At 42.3% G+C, this 18,017-nt stretch carries 25 protein-coding genes, 1 pseudogene and 1 CRISPR repeat array; of the genes and pseudogenes, 10 read left to right on the top strand and 16 right to left on the bottom strand.

Features of this window, described 5'->3' with window-relative positions:
* The first annotated feature begins 64 nt into the window (after positions 1–64).
* The 7 genes and pseudogenes from H6G83_RS32910 to H6G83_RS32880 all read left to right on the top strand — a co-directional run.
* A complete protein-coding gene (locus H6G83_RS32910) occupies positions 65–1,021 on the top strand; it encodes a hypothetical protein (RefSeq protein WP_190480068.1) in 957 nt (318 codons plus the stop codon).
* An 87-nt stretch (positions 1,022–1,108) separates the two neighbouring features.
* Complete coding sequence (locus H6G83_RS32905) at positions 1,109–1,684, top strand: hypothetical protein (RefSeq protein WP_190480065.1); 576 nt, start codon at positions 1,109–1,111, stop codon at positions 1,682–1,684.
* A gap of 75 nt (positions 1,685–1,759) precedes the next feature.
* A complete protein-coding gene (locus H6G83_RS32900; RefSeq protein ID WP_190480063.1) occupies positions 1,760–2,014 on the top strand; it encodes a MerR family transcriptional regulator in 255 nt (84 codons plus the stop codon).
* Positions 2,011–2,469, top strand: a complete 459-nt coding sequence (locus H6G83_RS32895; RefSeq protein ID WP_190480061.1) for a DUF1392 family protein — start codon at positions 2,011–2,013, stop codon at positions 2,467–2,469. The genes H6G83_RS32900 and H6G83_RS32895 overlap by 4 nt, the downstream gene beginning before the upstream one ends.
* A 102-nt stretch (positions 2,470–2,571) precedes the next feature.
* Entirely contained in the window at positions 2,572–2,961 is a 390-nt protein-coding gene (locus H6G83_RS32890) for a MerR family transcriptional regulator (RefSeq protein WP_190480059.1), read from the top strand.
* Positions 2,962–3,042: 81 nt separating this feature from the next.
* Positions 3,043–4,251 carry an LAGLIDADG family homing endonuclease gene (locus H6G83_RS32885; RefSeq protein ID WP_190480057.1) on the top strand — a complete coding sequence of 403 codons (1,209 nt, stop codon included), beginning with the start codon at positions 3,043–3,045 and terminating at the stop codon, positions 4,249–4,251.
* 21 nt (positions 4,252–4,272) lie between these two features.
* Positions 4,273–4,488: pseudogene (locus H6G83_RS32880) on the top strand (ATP-binding domain-containing protein); the annotation flags it as partial.
* A 105-nt stretch (positions 4,489–4,593) separates the two neighbouring features.
* A CRISPR array of direct repeats spans positions 4,594–7,155; the repeat unit is 37 nt; unit sequence GTTTCAATCCCTGATAGGGATTAGTAGGTTTTGTAAC.
* 331 nt (positions 7,156–7,486) lie between these two features.
* On the opposite strand, the gene cas1 reads toward H6G83_RS32880, so the two are convergent.
* The 14 genes from cas1 to H6G83_RS32810 all read right to left on the bottom strand — a co-directional run bounded on the left by cas1 (position 7,487) and on the right by H6G83_RS32810 (position 15,843).
* Complete coding sequence (cas1, locus tag H6G83_RS32875) at positions 7,487–8,530, bottom strand: CRISPR-associated endonuclease Cas1 (RefSeq protein ID WP_190480055.1); 1,044 nt, start codon at positions 8,528–8,530, stop codon at positions 7,487–7,489.
* 46 nt (positions 8,531–8,576) lie between these two features.
* Positions 8,577–8,915, bottom strand: coding sequence for a hypothetical protein (locus H6G83_RS32870; RefSeq protein WP_190480053.1), 339 nt, complete (start codon positions 8,913–8,915; stop codon positions 8,577–8,579).
* A 74-nt stretch (positions 8,916–8,989) separates the two neighbouring features.
* Positions 8,990–9,142 (bottom strand): hypothetical protein, encoded by a 153-nt coding sequence (locus tag H6G83_RS32865; protein WP_190480051.1) that lies wholly within the window; start codon positions 9,140–9,142, stop codon positions 8,990–8,992.
* A gap of 49 nt (positions 9,143–9,191) precedes the next feature.
* Positions 9,192–9,425: a hypothetical protein gene (locus tag H6G83_RS32860; protein WP_190480048.1), complete on the bottom strand. Its 234-nt coding sequence runs from the start codon at positions 9,423–9,425 to the stop codon at positions 9,192–9,194.
* Between the two features lie 77 nt (positions 9,426–9,502).
* Positions 9,503–9,766, bottom strand: a complete 264-nt coding sequence (locus H6G83_RS32855; RefSeq protein WP_190480046.1) for a hypothetical protein — start codon at positions 9,764–9,766, stop codon at positions 9,503–9,505.
* A gap of 85 nt (positions 9,767–9,851) precedes the next feature.
* Positions 9,852–10,052: a hypothetical protein gene (locus H6G83_RS32850; protein ID WP_190480044.1), complete on the bottom strand. Its 201-nt coding sequence runs from the start codon at positions 10,050–10,052 to the stop codon at positions 9,852–9,854.
* The gene (locus H6G83_RS32845) at positions 10,012–10,455 is read right to left on the bottom strand and encodes a hypothetical protein (protein WP_190480041.1); all 444 of its coding nucleotides are present in this window, start codon (positions 10,453–10,455) and stop codon (positions 10,012–10,014) included. The genes H6G83_RS32850 and H6G83_RS32845 overlap by 41 nt, the downstream gene beginning before the upstream one ends.
* On the bottom strand, positions 10,448–10,654 hold the full coding sequence (locus tag H6G83_RS32840; protein WP_190480039.1) for a hypothetical protein: 207 nt from the start codon (positions 10,652–10,654) through the stop codon (positions 10,448–10,450). Before H6G83_RS32840 ends, H6G83_RS32845 begins: the two co-directional genes overlap by 8 nt.
* Positions 10,655–10,669: 15 nt before the next feature.
* Entirely contained in the window at positions 10,670–12,613 is a 1,944-nt protein-coding gene (locus tag H6G83_RS32835) for an ATP-binding protein (RefSeq protein ID WP_190480037.1), read from the bottom strand.
* A 179-nt stretch (positions 12,614–12,792) separates the two neighbouring features.
* Positions 12,793–13,323 (bottom strand): hypothetical protein, encoded by a 531-nt coding sequence (locus tag H6G83_RS32830; RefSeq protein WP_190480035.1) that lies wholly within the window; start codon positions 13,321–13,323, stop codon positions 12,793–12,795.
* Positions 13,324–13,703: 380 nt separating this feature from the next.
* Positions 13,704–14,426, bottom strand: coding sequence for a hypothetical protein (locus tag H6G83_RS32825; RefSeq protein WP_190480031.1), 723 nt, complete (start codon positions 14,424–14,426; stop codon positions 13,704–13,706).
* A 223-nt stretch (positions 14,427–14,649) separates the two neighbouring features.
* Complete coding sequence (locus H6G83_RS32820) at positions 14,650–14,892, bottom strand: hypothetical protein (RefSeq protein WP_190480029.1); 243 nt, start codon at positions 14,890–14,892, stop codon at positions 14,650–14,652.
* Between the two features lie 71 nt (positions 14,893–14,963).
* Positions 14,964–15,554 carry a hypothetical protein gene (locus tag H6G83_RS32815; protein WP_190480027.1) on the bottom strand — a complete coding sequence of 197 codons (591 nt, stop codon included), beginning with the start codon at positions 15,552–15,554 and terminating at the stop codon, positions 14,964–14,966.
* Positions 15,541–15,843, bottom strand: coding sequence for a hypothetical protein (locus H6G83_RS32810; RefSeq protein ID WP_190480026.1), 303 nt, complete (start codon positions 15,841–15,843; stop codon positions 15,541–15,543). The genes H6G83_RS32815 and H6G83_RS32810 overlap by 14 nt, the downstream gene beginning before the upstream one ends.
* A 357-nt stretch (positions 15,844–16,200) precedes the next feature.
* On the opposite strand from H6G83_RS32810, the gene H6G83_RS32805 reads away from it, so the two are divergent.
* From H6G83_RS32805 to H6G83_RS32795, 3 genes are all read left to right on the top strand, one after another.
* A complete protein-coding gene (locus H6G83_RS32805) occupies positions 16,201–16,362 on the top strand; it encodes a hypothetical protein (protein WP_190480023.1) in 162 nt (53 codons plus the stop codon).
* A 69-nt stretch (positions 16,363–16,431) separates the two neighbouring features.
* On the top strand, positions 16,432–16,965 hold the full coding sequence (locus H6G83_RS32800; protein WP_190480021.1) for a transposase: 534 nt from the start codon (positions 16,432–16,434) through the stop codon (positions 16,963–16,965).
* Positions 16,966–16,980: 15 nt separating this feature from the next.
* On the top strand, positions 16,981–17,313 hold the full coding sequence (locus H6G83_RS32795) for a hypothetical protein (RefSeq protein WP_190480019.1): 333 nt from the start codon (positions 16,981–16,983) through the stop codon (positions 17,311–17,313).
* A 27-nt stretch (positions 17,314–17,340) separates the two neighbouring features.
* Here H6G83_RS32795 and H6G83_RS32790 read toward each other — a convergent pair whose 3' ends face one another.
* Both H6G83_RS32790 and H6G83_RS32785 read right to left on the bottom strand, forming a co-directional pair.
* Complete coding sequence (locus tag H6G83_RS32790) at positions 17,341–17,724, bottom strand: hypothetical protein (RefSeq protein ID WP_190480017.1); 384 nt, start codon at positions 17,722–17,724, stop codon at positions 17,341–17,343.
* Positions 17,721–18,017, bottom strand: a 297-nt coding sequence (locus H6G83_RS32785; RefSeq protein ID WP_190480014.1) for a hypothetical protein, incomplete at its 5' end; no start/stop codon positions are given. The genes H6G83_RS32790 and H6G83_RS32785, both read right to left, overlap by 4 nt.

The following is an 18,017-nucleotide window of genomic DNA, read 5'->3' as shown; positions in this document are numbered from 1 at the left end:
CTGGAAAACTAGCGATCGCCCTTTGTGAACACCTAACCCCATTACGAGGCAGGAGATCCTCATTATGACCTACACAAGGCAGAGACAGCAAGCACCTAAAAGCTTTAACCGCACCCCAATAGATGAACAAACCCTAGCCCAAGCTGAGTTATACAACCACCTGGAAACCCAAGCCCAAGCTGTAGCACCCGAAAGCCTGACAATCCAAGAAATCCACTCGCACCACTTTGAAATGTACGCGGGTAATCAACTCATTGCATACATCACCTACGATAACGCCGAGTTTGTCACGCAACCCTGGGTTGTCATGGTACGGGGCGAAGAACAATTCCGCCACAATACAATCGCCCGATGCCTGCGTTACGTAGAATGGCATCACAAAGATGGTACACTCCTAACCCCATTACCTGCACCAATCGAATATCCCGAAGTTCCCAGGGTTGCAGAAATCTCCTTCCATGATCAAGAACTAATCGTTGATGGTGAACTGGTAGCCAGCATTGAGTACGACCACGACAATTATCAAGATTTGTACTGGCGAGTGATGATCAACGGGCAAGAGATTTACCGGGACACCACACCCGCTAGATGTCACAGCTACGTCAAGCAAGCCTATCAGCAGGGAATGTTGCTCCTCCAGAAGCCATTTGAGGAAGAAGACTTTTCCCCTCTGCACTCCGTTTCTTCCACCGAAAACCGAATCATGGTGCATATCTTCAATGAGTGCCAAAAGTACGGCTTGGACATTCTTGATGATGGCATTTACCACAACGACCTCAAGCTGGGAGAAGTCGGATGCACTGACGGAAACTGGTGGGTAATTGAGGGTAGCTCCGGTAAGGCGCAGTATTCTAACTCGGTGTTTGATGCGGTGCGAGCGCTTGTACCCGTGTCCGAGTCAGGCGATGCAGAAGTTGACGACTGTGAGCAGTTGCTAGACCTGCCGTTTGAGATGTTAACGGCTCAAGACTGGCAGAGGCTACAGACTTATGAGCCAGTACCAGAAGTAATTGCAGCGTAAATCAGGGTAACGGGTAAAGGGTAAAGGGATTCTTCTTCGTTCCCTTCCCCCTTCCCCTAACTAATCATTGATTCACCAATCACAAATATGCAACCTATATCAATTCCCAAACACTGGAACTATCCAGGCTATATCTTTGGACAACGCACCGAACAGGGCGAAATTATTGGACTGAAATACTACGCCCCAGATACTTATCTTGGCAAACAGTACGGTGAGGGTTGGCGATATGTCATGCTGCCTGACAAGAATCAGGAGGATGAAGAACACCAACTAGAGGACAAAGTAAAACTACTCACCCCAGAGCAATTAAAAACACAACTTCACGCAGAGATTGACTACTATTCACGCCAGCTTGAACACATGAAGTCCCTGCTGAGAGCGATTCCTGTAACTGCAACTGTGGCGACAGATGAACCTGGAGAACAGCAAGAAACACCCACCCAGGCGCAAAAGAAATCTTGGGAATCTCCACCCACTCTACAGTCATTTATTGATGCGGCCCAAGTCATTCTTAAACAGATTAGCCAACACCCGGATTATCTAGCACTTGACTATCAGCCTGATCTAACTGTGGGTGATGCCCAAACTGCATTGTCTTATCTCAAGGATGAGTTAGAAACCAATCAACAATCTGCTGCTATAGCCAAGGTTTTTGATTAGAAGAAACTCGCCCGAATAAATACTGAAAATTCGGGCGACTGCGATTATTCATGGACTTAACATTTTACTACGCGCATGACTAAGCAAGTATCCGACTCACACAACTATAAATGTCATCAAGTCGCTAGTGTTCTTCATTTGAATTTATCCATCGTCCGTCTTTGGATTAATAGAGGTTGGCTCAAGGTTAACAAACGGTGTCCGAAGCATTACGAAATCGGGATAGCCCATCTCAAACAGTTTTTAGGTGATCCTCCACAACAAATTAAAAAGCGGATTGATGCGCTTGACACAGAGGCTATTAATCATCTTTTAAAGGGGAAAGTATGACTGAGCAAATTACTCTTCTAGAAAGGTGCTGGTATTTGTCTCCGCCTTGGGGACTGGAAATACCAAGGCTTGGTGTCAATTTGTGGGAGAGAGTTTATCTTAGGGCTTCGCGGACATTTGGATATTGCTCTGGATTTGGGTGGAGTAAAGGCGAGTGGGTCTATTTCATCGAATTTGAGAATGATGTCATACTCGCGACCAAAGACGAGATTCTTGCCACTGGGCGCATCGAACCGAACACTGTGAGAAATCCAGCTTACGTTATCGGCGATCGCGTCATGCTCGTTAGTAATCCACCTACAACGAAGCAGCGTCTAGTGTTAGGTGTCCAAGTTGCAGATAGCGCTTGGTATTACCTCGTGGAGTGGCGTTCACCAACGCTTGTGCCGACAAGTATTATCTGTGATCGTTTTTCTCTTGTTAGGGAAAAAGACTTAGTACGGGTGAACGTCTGAAATTTTCCCCCAACTTTTAAGAGCTTTAGCAAAAGTAACTCACATTTAAGTCGCCACTACAAAATTTTAATTTCAATTTTGATGAGTTTTTGAGGTTTATCAATGTACAGAAAATGGAGTGAAGAAGAATTAACAACACTTGAACAAATGGCGGAGATGTTCACTGTAAAGCAAATCGCTTTCCGCCTCAAAAGACGAGGATATTACCGTACCGAGTTAGCGATCGCTTGTAAATTGTACAAACTTGGTTATTCTATCCGCCCCACCCTTGATAACTATAGCTGTAGTGAGATAGCTAAAAATCTTTGTTTACATCCAACGACTATCAGAAATTGGGTGAGACAGGGTTGGCTTAAAGCGAAAAAGCGCTCTGTTCACTGTTATCAGGTTAGAAGTAGGGATTTAAAGCGGTTTTTCCAAAATCCACCTGCGTCAATTAGAAAGCGGATTGCGGCGATAGACCCGCAAGTTATTAGTTATTTGGTGGGATAGTCAGATTTTCCCTTGTGCAAATAACGTATTTTTACAAATTTATCTCTACATAACATAATTTCAAGCCTGTGGTAAGTTGCTATGTCATTACTGCAAATCTGCACTGTTCAAAACAATAGACAAATTCAGCCGTACATTGATAAAAATAAATCTGTTGCTGAACTAGCTTGTATTCAGCATAGAGACAAACAAGTTGTACGTGTACTAACTCGATGCGGATATACTATCGAGATTCCTACAGATGGTTCTTTGCTTGTCGCTTCCGAAAAGGAAATGCCACATTTTAAGAAAGTTACAGAAATTTCTCCAGGTAATTTCGCTTGTATTGAACGTTTTAATATTGATGGAAAAATTGTAGAATTGCCGGAAATTGATTACCAAAAAATGAGTAGATATTACAAGCATATTCTTGAACTTCCGAATACTCTAACAGAGGATTTAGCCTGGGCTTTAGGAGTTATGATTGGTGATGGTTCATATCGTGATCGTCGTGATGGCACAATTGAGATTACTAATCAGGACTTAGAGCTAATTAGGAAATACGTATCCATATTTGAAGGATTTGGTTTAAAGGTAAGTGTAAAAAGTAAAAGAAATCATTACCGTATTTATTTTATATGCAAACCTTTTCGTAATTGGTTAGAAAACTTAGGGCTAGATTATGCTTTGGCATTTAACAAAAAAACACCTCATGTTATTTTTAGTGCGACTGCAAAAGTTCGAGCAGCATATTTACGCGGGTTGTTTGATACTGATGGTTCAGTAGGGAAAACTAATACTCGCTTTACATCTTCATCTAGAAAGTTGGTTGAGGAGGTTCACAGTCTATTACTCTCTCTTGGGATTGTGTCTGTATTAAGTAGCCAAGGAGAAAGGCATCATAAAGTTGCAGTTTCCGGGCCAAGTGTTATTCCTTTTAGCAAACGAGTCAATTTTGTAATTGAGCGAAAATCTAGACTCTTATCAATTTTAGTAAAACGAGCAATTGAGAAAGGGAAAGCAAATATTGATGTCATCCCATTTGGAACTCAATTAATTAATGAGTTCAAGGCAACTATTAAGAATACACGGGGTGTTAAAGGTAAAGGATTAAGTGCCAATGCAAGCTACCAATATAATTTTGTTCACCTCGCTGCTAGGAGAAAAATCCAATGTACATACTTCCACCTTCAAAAGCTAGTTGATTTTAGTGTACATCATCAGACTTATTTACCAGAAAGTATTCAAAAAACCATTGACGCTAATTATTTTTTTGACAAAATTGTTTCAGTTGAATACTTGGGACAGTAACTCGATTCTTTTGGTCAGGGTAGTCAGGGCAGTGAGTTCCCAGTGATTATATTTCCACTGTTCATGCAACACTATGTCATGCTTTCGCGGAATTTGTTTTATACGGCATTGACTCGCGCGAGGAAGTTGGCGATCGTCGTTGGTTCCAAGAAAGCGATCGCCCTGGCTGTACGAACCACGGATGATCAGCAAAGGTACACGCGGTTGTGGCAGAGGTTGTTGCAACCCCATCAATAAAAGGTTGGAGTTTAAAAGCGATGTCAAATCACCAGTTTCAATCATTGATAATGATTTGGGGATTTTGTCACCAACAATTCTCACTAGCTCCGCGATCGCGTCATGGTTTCAATCCCTGATAGGGATTAGTAGGTTTTGTAACAATTACAGAGGCAATGGGTACTACTGACGATGGGAGTTTCAATCCCTGATAGGGATTAGTAGGTTTTGTAACATATAATCTTCTGCAAGTTCAAACGGGTATTTCTCGTTTCAATCCCTGATAGGGATTAGTAGGTTTTGTAACGTAGGCAATACCTGCTGCTCTTCCAGAAAGTCAAGTTTCAATCCCTGATAGGGATTAGTAGGTTTTGTAACCTTATTCCTGATGCTAGCGGCTTATGGTATGTGTTTCAATCCCTGATAGGGATTAGTAGGTTTTGTAACCTAAAACTACAGATGCTACACCCACAACATTTAGTTTCAATCCCTGATAGGGATTAGTAGGTTTTGTAACTAATAATTTCAAAAGAAGGATAAGAACTATCTTTGCGTTTCAATCCCTGATAGGGATTAGTAGGTTTTGTAACTAGTATTTTCCTTTTTATAGGAGATAAGTCCATAAGTTTCAATCCCTGATAGGGATTAGTAGGTTTTGTAACCAAATGCCTTGCTATGTTTGCAATGGCAAAAAATGCTTGTTTCAATCCCTGATAGGGATTAGTAGGTTTTGTAACTTGGAAAGGTCTTGCCGTGGCCCAACCAACTGCGCCGTTTCAATCCCTGATAGGGATTAGTAGGTTTTGTAACTCTAATAATGATTTCCTTTCTAGCGGCAGACTCAGTTTCAATCCCTGATAGGGATTAGTAGGTTTTGTAACTTTGGCTGCTTGGCGTTTGGCTACTTCGTGGGTCAAAAAGTTTCAATCCCTGATAGGGATTAGTAGGTTTTGTAACTAGTTTTTTGATATCCATAAATGGAAGAGAAAGCGTTTCAATCCCTGATAGGGATTAGTAGGTTTTGTAACATTCCGAATGCAAAAGTCAGAGAAAGTTTTATATTGTTTCAATCCCTGATAGGGATTAGTAGGTTTTGTAACTTTCCAGCGAATGCTTTACCCATCGGATTAAAGTGTTTCAATCCCTGATAGGGATTAGTAGGTTTTGTAACGTTACAGTTTAATACCTTACCTTCTGCTACCAATGTTTCAATCCCTGATAGGGATTAGTAGGTTTTGTAACTACAAACTTTGAAGACCTCTTAAGCGCATACAAAGTTTCAATCCCTGATAGGGATTAGTAGGTTTTGTAACGTTGCGCGCCCCAGAAAGTAGGGACATCTTGATCGGGAGTTTCAATCCCTGATAGGGATTAGTAGGTTTTGTAACCTCCGATCGCTTGCGAAACCTTAGCCCTGGTCAACTCCCGGTTTCAATCCCTGATAGGGATTAGTAGGTTTTGTAACCTTATAAATGAAGCCAAGGAACTTGAATTGGGCGAGTTTCAATCCCTGATAGGGATTAGTAGGTTTTGTAACCTGCACAGCTAAATATCGATACCACTCCAGAAGGGTTTCAATCCCTGATAGGGATTAGTAGGTTTTGTAACAAATTAATCCCCAGGATTAATTTTAAATCATAAGAAGTTTCAATCCCTGATAGGGATTAGTAGGTTTTGTAACCCAACCATTCCTGGGAATACCATTTTACTTGGTGAGTTTCAATCCCTGATAGGGATTAGTAGGTTTTGTAACTTCGAGGTATCTGTATATGGTATATCTAGTATAGCTGGTTTCAATCCCTGATAGGGATTAGTAGGTTTTGTAACTAAATCTTGGTACGCTACAGCATACTTAGACTGCTGTTTCAATCCCTGATAGGGATTAGTAGGTTTTGTAACCACTTTATAATGATAACCTTCTAATAAATCTTTAGTTTCAATCCCTGATAGGGATTAGTAGGTTTTGTAACATGGTATATATCTTTAATACATTAAGATTGTCCATGTTTCAATCCCTGATAGGGATTAGTAGGTTTTGTAACTTTTTTCAATTTGTAATATGAAAATACAGCAAATTGTTTCAATCCCTGATAGGGATTAGTAGGTTTTGTAACATTAAGTTTTTAACTTTCCTACTTTTTTCTCAAAAGTTTCAATCCCTGATAGGGATTAGTAGGTTTTGTAACATGAAGAAGAAAGAAAAATACATACAACTACTAGAGTTTCAATCCCTGATAGGGATTAGTAGGTTTTGTAACAATAGTACCGTTCTCAAGTACACTTACTAGCCATAGTTTCAATCCCTGATAGGGATTAGTAGGTTTTGTAACAAGTTGCAATGAGTTTTCAGTCTGCTCTATCCTTGTTTCAATCCCTGATAGGGATTAGTAGGTTTTGTAACCTCGAACTACTTGAGTGTGTCAGTTAATTTAGAGGTAGTTTCAATCCCTGATAGGGATTAGTAGGTTTTGTAACACACAATCCTATCAGGTTAATGCGTTTTTTGAAAGTTTCAATCCCTGATAGGGATTAGTAGGTTTTGTAACTTACCCGCGCTCCCACCTCGGCTTGATAGCCTAGTTTCAATCCCTGATAGGGATTAGTAGGTTTTGTAACTTAGAGGTTTTATCAAGATTGGCATCCAAAACCCTGTTTCAATCCCTGATAGGGATTAGTAGGTTTTGTAACTGCTCGTTTCCCAAACCTAAAGCATATTTGGTTTTCAAGGTACAGTTTTCGTAGACCTAGAGATAAAATATCATTTCAGCCGTTGGGGTGTCAAGAGACATTCTCTCAAAAATAGCCGAAACCCAGTCCTGGCATGGCTTTGGAACTTTGCGTCAACCTCTTGTGACCAGAAAAAGCTGGAAAACCCTACAGTGCAAGGGATTGAACTCCAAAAAATCAAAGACCGAAAAAAACACCTATAGGTTGACGCAGTTGATGGAGGTTCCTCGGCTGGCAACAGATGACTCAGCCCAAGCTTTGTAGTGTGCGATCGCTCTTTAACACTGTTAGTTTACTTAATATCTGGTGAGTAATACTCATCAATTTCGCCAGTTAAAAACCAAGTTAACTGTTTCGCCTGTAGGTACAGCAATTCTTGATAAGAACAGTTTAAGTTGGTATGTGGATAGGTGAAACGCTCGTTCATTTTCTTCTCAAAGGAATCAGCGATCGCACTCACAGCAATTTTTGGCAAATGTTCGCTGTCCCAGCAGTTGTCAAAATCTTTGGGAACAACTTGGCCACGATTGCAGGCTCGAACTACAGCACTTTCAGCAAACAATTGAAACTCACTCACAAAATCAGCTACTAAGCCTAACTGACTTTTATAGGAACTATGCCAGTAGCCATGTGCTGGGTTCAAACCAACTGAATTTATGGCTATTTTTACCGACTCTTCTAATAATTTATTACTAAAATTTAACATTCTCACAATTGGAGAATTTTCGCGCCTTCCTGTATATCGCCAATCTTGGTTTAAACAAGAGGGCAGGGCATTATAAAATAATAACATTCCATGCCCTATCATGCCTTGCAGTGAATCAACATTATCTTGGCGATAAACAAGATTAATTGCTTCCTTCAATCTTTGGCAAGCCTCTGTTAATTCCTCACTATTTTCGCGTGAAGAACGAGACAGGAAACGCCTTAATCTTCTCAGTTTGCTCCAAGCTACCGCCTGCATAATTCTAACTTTTTGTTCAGAACTCATTAATGATTGAGCTTGAAGAATGTCAGGTCGTATTTTGTAGCTTGGTTCAATTCTTCCTAATACTCCTCCCTGACTATCTAATATAACTATAGGAATCTGCGATCGCATGAAAGTGGTAATCAAGTTTGAATCAAATTCCAATGGTTCAAACGCTATTATTGCTTGCAAATCGTCGATTGACCAAAGGGTTTGATTGTAATCAAAATCCGGGTGAGATATCCGTATGTAACCCGACTTGTCTATTTCAATAGTGGAATACTCTTTTAAGAATATTGTAGGTAATACTTTTTCTTGCTCAATTTTAGTTGAGGGTTTGGGAACGCGAATATTGGTACGATATTTCATTATGTTGTTCAAGTAAATTAAAATTTTTCAGGCGATCGCCTGTAGCTTAAATATGTTTGACTGATTTTAATTTAATTAGGTCGTAAACAACTGCTGGTAATAAGACTTTGCCAGGATATGGTTCATACAAAATTTTGGCTTCTACTAATATCTGATTGCAGCATAGTATTGACCCTATTCCTTCACGCTGCGCGGTATCTTCAATTTCCCCCCAGTTGATTATTTCTCCAGGCGACCAGTTTGTCATGAAAATTGCTAGCTTTTGAGCCTCTACTGGTAAAGTTATCCAGTTGACTGTGAATGCTGCTGCCACACCTGGGTTAATGTGGCTGGGTAACTCTGTCGTATAATGTTCCTGTAGTCTCGCTAAAATATTTTTTAACATTTTTAGTCATCAAAAATAATTACAGATATTTTTTTATTTTCGGCTCTCTTGGCGATCGCGCCTTCCACTTCCCTCTACTCTACCCAAGGTCTGGAGCCATTCCGATGCAATTCCACCGCTATGTGAAAAGCCTTCCACTTTTGGGGGCTGCGTAAAACTTCGGCAAAGTCTTTGAGGCTGGGGTTAGCTCGGTAGTGGGGGTCGTGGATTAGGGCGAGTTCTCTCATGCGATCAGCGAAGCTGGGCGCTCTGCGCCATCGCCTGTCGCCTCATGTGTCAAACAACTTCACCAAGAACCAATACATCTTCAGAGGTGAGAAAATCCACCTCTGCCATACAACGTGGTTGTTCTACCACCAATAACCACTGTCGCGCACAGATAAAATCGGTCTTTTCGTCTGAGATTTTTCCCATATCCGTATGATAGCCACACTCGACTATTTGACCCTGGCGGAACAGAATTTTGCCTGTATTTTCACACTCGATGTCTCTTAAAATTTGTCCAGTCATTGTTGTGCGATCGCTCCTTCAGTTTTTGTATTCTCGCTCCTCACCTGGATGAGTATAATTTGTGTTCATGTTGATAACTAAACTGGGATATTTAGTATATCAATATATTCCTTGGCTTCAGAAAGTGCATCCTCACTACATCTTTCGCCATAGCCCTTGGAGTTGTCGCCGACAACTTCTGATTGAGCATCTTGAATGTAGAAAAAGTAGCGTTTTTCACCATCCGGCTCTATGGGATAGCAGATGATGATTATCTCATAGCCGCCATAGACTTCGTAAGCCTGGACGCGGCTACTTCTATATCTTTGGGGAACAGCTTTAAGTTTGATATTATCACTCATATTTTACCTTCTAAAAACAATACCGGACAAGCGCCCGGTACTGCTAAACTTCACTTTCTTGTTGGACAAATCTATAAATACAACTTCAACTACTTCCAGGGGTACGAACATTATTCGTATCCTTTACAAACCTAGAAAACCCTTCTTCAGCCCGTCCGATGTTCCGATACCCTCCGCGCTCGCACTCGTCCCAGTCGGGTTGCTTGCGCCGGACTATGGATACCCGTTGGAAAGGTTGAGTGGGTTTAGCGGCGAGTTTTACTTTGGCGATTTCGAGTAATTGCATTTTTACAAATTCTCCCAATAACTAATAACCAGAACTTGATCCTCAATTCCCACACTTTTAGTTCAACTTGACGATTATTAATTCCCCCTTTTTGCTTCCAGACCGAAGGGTGATGAACAGAACAGCGCTCTCCTGACCTACCGTAAAAATTTTGATGGCAGCGATCGCACACAGGCACAATATCAATCCCCGGAATTTCGCAACCAGATATTGATGCGTGGGGGAAATGCAAAAAGAAGATTCCCAGTATCCGACGAATGAGCGATCGCCGATAGTACAGATGATGTACGATAGTCGCTCTCCCGTGAAAAGGATTATTTGTGCAGAGGGGTTGTATCTGCCGAGTGAGTCTAGACCTCGTGTGCCAGCCCTCGGCATATTTGAATTGTGGAGATTTATTCATCTGAGGGTGGTTGGATGAGGCAAGTTCTGTTGTCTATCAAAATAGTGAAACCATTTTGTTCAACGGTGATGCTTAGTGAGTTGTTAACTAGAGATTCACGGCAAGCAATCAAATTGTGTTGTGCTACCTTATCGGTATCATTGAAGTTATGACAACCAATTAATGCTCCACTATTCGAGAAAACTTTTAACTGGGCCATATTTCACCTATAGATTTACGCATTGTTAAATAAAATGTAACCTTCGTCCCTGTTTCCGGCGGCGATTTCACATTGGATTAATTGAGCGATCGCATCATCTATTTGGCCGATTGAGGGTTTTTCTCCGTGCCATCGACCATCAGTCCAATATCTGGAGTTTCTGATAGTTTCAAAACTAGTAGGAACCTTTTTCCCAGAACGGATGATTTCTACAACCGCATGAGCAATGGGTGAAAGATGGTTATTGACCACAGGTACATTGTCAAGGATGCCTGCAAACACATCATCAACTGGTTCCAACTCATCTTCAGTTACGGACTCAACGGGTTGTTGATTTAAAGGTGGGAAACAAATAATTTGTTCACCAACGAACTTTGGTACAATTCCCAGATAATATTCACCAACAAAAGCGAACATCACAGGCTGGAAGATTTGACGTGATTCGGCTTTTAGTTGGGTGTAGCGCGATCGCACCTTTGTCTTGTCATCTTCATGAGTAATCACCTGATTACCCATAATGGCTTGCTCAATCACACCATAAGCATCAATCTCACGCCCATCTTGACGGTAACGATTGCCCAGCAATAGCAAGCGTAAGATTTTGCGGGTGTTCTGATCCATCTCTTTGATACCGATGGCCTTGAGGTTGAGTGAGTGCAGGTTGACAAAGAATTTCATATTGTACTCTCTGCCAATGATGAGGATGTCAAACAGTATCTCCCCAAAATCAAACCCTAAATTCTCTGGCTTGATTTTGTTCAGTTTTGCAGAGATGGTTAACCAGTCATCAAGTATAACGATGAATGGTTTTAACTTCTTGCGCTCCTCCAAGCTCTCTACTTCTAAGCGTGAACGGTAGACATCACGAACAGCTAAGAAAAACTCTTTAGCATTGGCTACAGCCCCCTCACCAATAAACCTTGTGACACGACCGGCTTCACGCAAACCGCAGAAGCTGTCATTCTTCACTGCCAACACGCGAATATCTGCATCTGGGCAATTAATTGAGACTTGGCGAATATACTCGCGGGTAATCGTACTTTTACCTGTACCAGGGTCGCCACACAAGGCCGTGCTGCCATCCTCACGCGCTACTCTCCCCAAAATCTGCGCTACGACACTGGTATCAGACTCGTTACCATTTGCGGTGGTTGAACCAGTTAGTGGTTGTGTTTGTTGTTCACCCTCAACTTTATCTTTGGGATTAGCAACAGAGTCGATGCTTTGAGTCCCCGAAAGGTAAGGAGTTTTTTGCTGACGGATGAACTCGATATACTCGCGTTTCTCCTCGTCACTCATCCCTGCGGTTTGAGCCTCAAACAGTGCATCTTGGGCATCCAGTTTCGTTACTTCTATCTCAGTTTCACCCAGAATTTCTGCACGTTGTATATCAACTGTACGATTGTTTGCGGCTAATTCTAAATCAGCAGCTAATTCAACTTCTGCGATCGCTAACCGAGCATGGGTGTCAAACAGTGATAACTTAGCTTCCATCTCGGCTTGAGCAACAGCCGTCTTGTGTTGAATTTCCTGAAATACTGATAACTTGCTCTCAGTATCTTGTAAGTGCCGCAGCAGCCACCCAGATACGGCAAATGATACAAATGCACCAAATGCCCAGTATGGTTTGTATGGGTTCGAGGCTTTGACATAATCTTGAGCAATTACAGTTCTGGGTCTACCCTCTTTGCCCCACTGTTCCCAATGCCACTTTGTCATCCGGTAGTGGCGATTGTTCTTGTCATAGCACTGGAGTTCACCTTGTGGCGGCTGAATACAGAAGAACTGGCGATCGCTGATTTCTCCCCTCCAAGCATTAGCTCCACAAAATACCCCTCCTACCAATCCTAACCCAATCAGGACTAACTTCTTGTCAAACGGGTATTTATCGAACTTATCAATCAAGTCCGATTTTTGCGATCGCTCTATTTCGCTATGGACATTGGTGAGAAACTCCATATCAATCTGTCATAATCCTTGCTAAAGGGTTACATTGAACTTATACCTTTTTAGTTGCGCTTTAATAAGGTAACTATTTGCTGTGTTGAATTTCTCCTGCTCTTATTTCTGATCGATTCCGGATCTGACCGGATCTGATCGGATCTGACCGGAAATACCAAAAAATTTGAGGACAAGTTTTATTTACTCCTAAGTACAGATAATAAAACGATTAATACAAGTGCGATCGCACCCCATTGTCCCACTTGTCCCCAGTCCAGGTTATTCCCGGTACTGGGGTTGTACATCTGTTGTATTTGGGTTTGTGCGATCGCTTTTGATTGTCTTGCCTCCCACCACTCACCCACCGGTTCAGACAGTGAGCAGAAGATGGCGAAAGAGGCTGATAATCCAGTCATGATGTTAGTAGCTGCTTTGTCCGAGCCTTCCCCGATGGCAGTGGCAGTGAAATAAAGGTGGGCAGTACCCACCGCTAGTAACAAGCCTATTGGGTGAACCTGCATTAAGTGGAAGGTAAACACAATAGCACTATTCAAACAAGTACCCGCTACAATCTCGCAGACGTTACCCGCTCGACGGAACGCACGGGTTTTATTGTTTTCTGGAGGTTTTTGGGGGGGTAAATCGGGTTTGTGTTCCTGTTCCATCTGTTCCATCCTTTGGGGAACAAACGGTCTAAACTCTTGTGGTGCTTGGTTTTTAGCTAACATAACTTTGTTCCAGGTATGAGTGATTTTTTGCTAATTCTGGAACAGAGATGGAACAGAACCGGAACAGAATGGAACAACAACCAATTCGCAATTCGCAATTCGCAATTCGCAATTGAAAAAGCTTGATTTGACAAGGTTTTTCAATTTAGAACTGCTGGTTAATTTTAGAGAATTAGGTTGACTACGGTTAGACAGGATGGAACAACAATGGAACAGAACCGAAACAAAATGGAACATGATGAAACAGTGATCTAGTAAGGGTTTTTAGCATCAGAGCATAACCTGATGGAACAGCGCCGGAACAGGATGAAACAACGATGGAACATCATGAAACATAGAATTTCGCTCTTACAAACAATTGCGAAAAGCAGCGAATTGTATTATCTGTTGCCCAAGCTGTTCCATAGATTTCGCAGGTTAGTCCCCCAGCCTCCCCGTTGTTCTCCAGTTGCCGAGACACTGTTAGCTACAGGCGGTTGGGCTACCTGCACCGGGATGACTTCCTGTGCTTGCCCTGGGTTCAATGCTCTAGAACCGTATCTGGCACGGTTTAGTAGTGCTTGACGCTGTTCTCTAAGTCCCGTTGTCACTTGTTCACGTTCCTCCCGCGCTACATTGCGACTATTGATGTTGGTGATACTTTGCTCGTGTCGCCACAACTCAGCTTCTAAGTCTTGTTTGAGTCCTGTGGCGATTTCAATCAGTGCGTTTTTGCGCTTCTGCTCAATTAACGCCATGCTGGAACGGTCTTGTGCGTCCAGACGTTCCATCTCACTGGAAAACTCGGCATCTAACCTTCTGGCTTTAGCGATCGCATTGGCTACAGCCGAACCATATTGCTTTCTCAACTCAGTCCATGTTATCTGCCCTTCTGAAAGCTTTTTCATCGCTTCCATCATCAAGCGGGCATTCTCTAAGAATGGGTCAAGACGTTCAGCTAGTTCACAGGCATTGTTCGCTAAATCGGCAAATTGCTCTAAGTTCTTGATATCCGACAAATAACCCAGAATATCACTTTGGAATCCGCCCCACTCTAAGGACTTGGCATCTATGGTACTGCTATGCCCTGCTACTGGGTTTCTGATTGCTACTCCGTAATCCATGACTTTACCTGATAAAACAACTTAAGTATCGGATTTTTTACTTCGTCAAATGAGGTTATTTCTACCTCACCTGCATAAATATTGTTCTCTCGAAGTTGCTCGGTTATTAGCTCTTTCGCCTGGAGTCTAGTAACTTCACCCGATGAGTGTATAGATGTTTCCCCAACAGCTTCGTCGTCTTGGTAAGAAACTTTATATACCCTATATACCCTTACCATACTGCTTACTTTCTGGCTTTCCCTTGTAGAACGAGTGCGATCGCTCCGGCTGTTGCTATGAGGGTGAATGGTAAAGTGGCTGTTCCCAGTGCTGCTACTGCTGCCGATGCCACCAAGTATCCAGAGCCGGCGATCGCGCCAAACATTGACCCCAGTCCGAGAGTATCTGCCACTACATCAACTATCATCTTTCGCCTCCTTTGGTTTAATTCGATTTGTTCTAGTTCACTGGTAATGTCTTCTAGCACTTCAATTTGGGCTAAATCGGCACAAATTTCAGTTTGTAGCTGTAGAGCGACTGATAACAGTAATAAAGGATTTAACTGCTTTTGATCCGACTGGTTAGCCTGTTGACCCGTTCTAGTAGCTGTTGCCTTTTGGCCTTGGTCTTTTCTCTGAGTCTGATGGAGTTTCCCAATATTTCTGTAGATTGGTTTGCTAGTTCTAGCATTGAATCATCAACTGAACTCAAGCATTCTTCAGTATGGTTGAGGTTTTCTTCAGTAATGACTTCTAAAACACTTGCCCTTCCTTTTACGAAGGAAGAAGTGAATTTTAACCCTGCCTGCACACCATACGCTGTCCCCAATACATCAGATTGCAGCATTTGGGTTTCTGCTGCTTCTGCTAGCGTTGCTTGATCTGCTTGGGATAACTTATAACTTGCTTGTTCTAACGCCTCGTCCGCCTTAGTAATCTGTCCTTCTCCCATCCCCGCAGCAGGCGCACTTTGGGTTTGCTGGGATTGGTTTGTCACCTGCTCCTCAAAATTTTGTGCTGTTTGCACAAACTCACTTGGTAGTTCTGAATGAACAGTCCAACCTTGACCAGGGTATTTTTTTCTAAACTCATCAACTAACTTCCCTGGTTTAATTCCTCGTTGTTCGGCAAATTCTTTAATAGTTGTCATTACAAGTTCCTTTGGATAGTTCTAGTTCAAGTTGTTTTATACCTATTTGCCAAGACGACATCTGTCTGATTTTTTGCAGTGTCGGGATGTGCCATTCGTATATTTTTGCGTGTCTGTTCAATCCTCCATCAACACTATTGAACTCCTCAAATCCTTTGACGTACAGTCGCGCCAAATTCAAATAATTTGTCAATTGTCTGACTCCTACAGGTGGATTCAGTTTTTTTGCAGCTTCTTCGCGGGTTATGGGCGATGGAAGCACGTCAACTGTCCCTTCTAAAACCACCATTTTTTCGACCTTTTCTTGTCCTTTTCCGATCCTTTTCCGATCCTTTTCCGATTCATTTCCGGAAAAGGTTATGTCTATATATTAAAGACCCGCACGGTTGCGGGTAAATAATTTGATAGCGTTTTGCTATCAAATAGATTTGACTTTAAGCTGCTATGCTAGCTCGAAACTTATCAGCGTAGTAGTATAAAACATAGTTCAACAGTTTCTGTAATCTCTTTGGCATATTAGGAAACTCGATTCCAGGCCCCCATTTGGTTTGTATTGTTTTTAACGGGACTCCCAACGCGCGAGACAATATTAGACAATATTCTTTAAATGTTCCGCGCTCTCCTTCGCACATGATCACTTGTTCTATTGGCATTCCCGTCATTAGTGATTTTATTTGACGACAAAATGCTATCGGTGCGATGTCAGCGAGCCTTTGTCTTGGTAGCATATACTAACCCTCCTATTGATTTGTGCTTTAGGGGTGGTAGCGATCGCTTTCTTTTGACGGGGGCGATCGCTTTGATTTAAAAATATCACATAGCCTAAAAATAGACTACTTGAGGTAATATTAGTGCAGTAAACCTTAAACTAGTGGTCATGTCGAGTGAAGAAACATTACTGGTAGCCCAAGATTTTCCAATTTCTTACTATTACTTAACGCCTGAAGACCACGAGAAGGTGCAACTTTTCTGTAAGGTGTCAGGCGACAAAGAATCATCCCTAATCAATCAGTACGTGCGCGGCTTCATTGGGAGAAATAGGAACTACTTCCTAGAATTAGCTAAGTTTGATGCAAAATCTAGGGGTTTAAGCTCCGAACAGTGGGTAGACATTGTTTTATCTGGTGGTATGAAAGGAATGCCCCCCTATCAAGGCGAGATCATAACTAAAGACATTCCCGGTAATCCACTGTCTCCTATCACCGTACCTGAATCCGGTCGGGTCAAGCGAAGTCTCAACTACATCACCTTAGCGGCCCAGAATATAGCTTTCCTGCAATTAGGAATTTATTACGATCATGACAGCATAGCAGGGTATGTCTCTCGTATAGCCCGTGAGCATATTGAGCGCAACTGGAGCAATTTATACCAAAGTCAAGTTGAAGCCGCACAATCTAAAGTTTGGTTTTAATAAGAGGAGTCACCAATGGTAGCAACTTCAAGTGAATTAACTCAAGAAAAAATACAGCAAGCCATAGACGTACTCTTAAGGGGAATACCTCCAAAAACTGAACTTCACTCAACTGCGATCGCTGCGTTTAAGTCCGGCGACTACAAGCAGGTGAAAAAATTATCCTTGCTTCATGTCTCTGATAAATACCTCCAGGCATTGAGCTATCTAGGCGGCGCATTAAACCCAACTAATATTGCTTCTGGAAACAGCTATACAATTCTGTCCGAATCAGTCAGAAATTTTCTTCTTTTTGACCAAGAAGCTTGGAAGGCAATAGAAACTGAGTTTAATGCTGTAATCGAATAACTACTAATTAACAATGATTAATAGCTCCTAGTTTTTAGGGGCTATTGTTTTTTGGTGGTCTGGGCAGTGATCCCCCTTCACGCCTTCAGGATGAACTGCACACACGAGCATCACACCCCCATACTCCACGCCGTGATAATTCTGGCATCCCCGGCAAGGCTTTGGAATATTTTTAAGTAGCTGTTGTGAGGCGCGGCGTATTTCTGACTCCATACCGTTGTAGCCAAAATTCAACAACTTTACGCCGATGAACAAGAATCCTAAACCACGTATCCAGCCCTTGAACCCTTCTATCGGTAAGTGGAGCAATATCAGTGCTGTACCTGCCATCAAGTACATGACTCCACCCGTTAAAAAAACTCCCCCTGTCAGTGCTGTTGCTGTGTACACAGCATATCTGAACTTCCTCACTCGTCTGTTCCCCCCAAAATCCCCCCGACCAGAGCAGTACCCAAAAATCCCGACAATCCCACCAGCATCATACCCAGGCAAATGTTCTTGCGCGATCGCCACTCTTTACTGCTGCTGGTCGTCGGGTCTACATTAGCCGCTATGATCTCGAAACCCCAAGACCCCAACGCCCCTACTCCCGAAAAGCAAATACTCAGTGCGAAAGCTAGTGTCACCGGGTACATCATATCTTGCAGTAGTGCGCGTGTTCTGCGGCGTGGCGTTGGGCGCTTACGGAGAATGATTTTGTGATG

Source organism: Anabaena azotica FACHB-119, from assembly GCF_014697625.1.
GTDB lineage: Bacteria > Cyanobacteriota > Cyanobacteriia > Cyanobacteriales > Nostocaceae > Trichormus > Trichormus azoticus_A.
The sequence above is the reverse complement of the archived record's forward strand: the minus strand, read 5'-3'. Positions and strand labels throughout refer to the sequence as shown.

What these genes read in the sequence shown, in the direction of transcription:
- H6G83_RS32910 (WP_190480068.1), top strand. Translation starts at nt 65, where the DNA reads ATGACCTACACAAGGCAGAGACAGCAAGCACCTAAAAGCTTTAACCGC.
- H6G83_RS32905 (WP_190480065.1), top strand. Translation starts at nt 1,109, where the DNA reads ATGCAACCTATATCAATTCCCAAACACTGGAACTATCCAGGCTATATC.
- H6G83_RS32900 (WP_190480063.1), top strand. Translation starts at nt 1,760, where the DNA reads ATGACTAAGCAAGTATCCGACTCACACAACTATAAATGTCATCAAGTC.
- H6G83_RS32895 (WP_190480061.1), top strand. Translation starts at nt 2,011, where the DNA reads ATGACTGAGCAAATTACTCTTCTAGAAAGGTGCTGGTATTTGTCTCCG.
- H6G83_RS32890 (WP_190480059.1), top strand. Translation starts at nt 2,572, where the DNA reads ATGTACAGAAAATGGAGTGAAGAAGAATTAACAACACTTGAACAAATG.
- H6G83_RS32885 (WP_190480057.1), top strand. Translation starts at nt 3,043, where the DNA reads ATGTCATTACTGCAAATCTGCACTGTTCAAAACAATAGACAAATTCAG.
- cas1 (WP_190480055.1), bottom strand. Translation starts at nt 8,530, where the DNA reads ATGAAATATCGTACCAATATTCGCGTTCCCAAACCCTCAACTAAAATT.
- H6G83_RS32870 (WP_190480053.1), bottom strand. Translation starts at nt 8,915, where the DNA reads ATGTTAAAAAATATTTTAGCGAGACTACAGGAACATTATACGACAGAG.
- H6G83_RS32865 (WP_190480051.1), bottom strand. Translation starts at nt 9,142, where the DNA reads ATGAGAGAACTCGCCCTAATCCACGACCCCCACTACCGAGCTAACCCC.
- H6G83_RS32860 (WP_190480048.1), bottom strand. Translation starts at nt 9,425, where the DNA reads ATGACTGGACAAATTTTAAGAGACATCGAGTGTGAAAATACAGGCAAA.
- H6G83_RS32855 (WP_190480046.1), bottom strand. Translation starts at nt 9,766, where the DNA reads ATGAGTGATAATATCAAACTTAAAGCTGTTCCCCAAAGATATAGAAGT.
- H6G83_RS32850 (WP_190480044.1), bottom strand. Translation starts at nt 10,052, where the DNA reads ATGCAATTACTCGAAATCGCCAAAGTAAAACTCGCCGCTAAACCCACT.
- H6G83_RS32845 (WP_190480041.1), bottom strand. Translation starts at nt 10,455, where the DNA reads ATGAATAAATCTCCACAATTCAAATATGCCGAGGGCTGGCACACGAGG.
- H6G83_RS32840 (WP_190480039.1), bottom strand. Translation starts at nt 10,654, where the DNA reads ATGGCCCAGTTAAAAGTTTTCTCGAATAGTGGAGCATTAATTGGTTGT.
- H6G83_RS32835 (WP_190480037.1), bottom strand. Translation starts at nt 12,613, where the DNA reads ATGGAGTTTCTCACCAATGTCCATAGCGAAATAGAGCGATCGCAAAAA.
- H6G83_RS32830 (WP_190480035.1), bottom strand. Translation starts at nt 13,323, where the DNA reads ATGTTAGCTAAAAACCAAGCACCACAAGAGTTTAGACCGTTTGTTCCC.
- H6G83_RS32825 (WP_190480031.1), bottom strand. Translation starts at nt 14,426, where the DNA reads ATGGATTACGGAGTAGCAATCAGAAACCCAGTAGCAGGGCATAGCAGT.
- H6G83_RS32815 (WP_190480027.1), bottom strand. Translation starts at nt 15,554, where the DNA reads ATGACAACTATTAAAGAATTTGCCGAACAACGAGGAATTAAACCAGGG.
- H6G83_RS32810 (WP_190480026.1), bottom strand. Translation starts at nt 15,843, where the DNA reads ATGGTGGTTTTAGAAGGGACAGTTGACGTGCTTCCATCGCCCATAACC.
- H6G83_RS32800 (WP_190480021.1), top strand. Translation starts at nt 16,432, where the DNA reads ATGTCGAGTGAAGAAACATTACTGGTAGCCCAAGATTTTCCAATTTCT.
- H6G83_RS32795 (WP_190480019.1), top strand. Translation starts at nt 16,981, where the DNA reads ATGGTAGCAACTTCAAGTGAATTAACTCAAGAAAAAATACAGCAAGCC.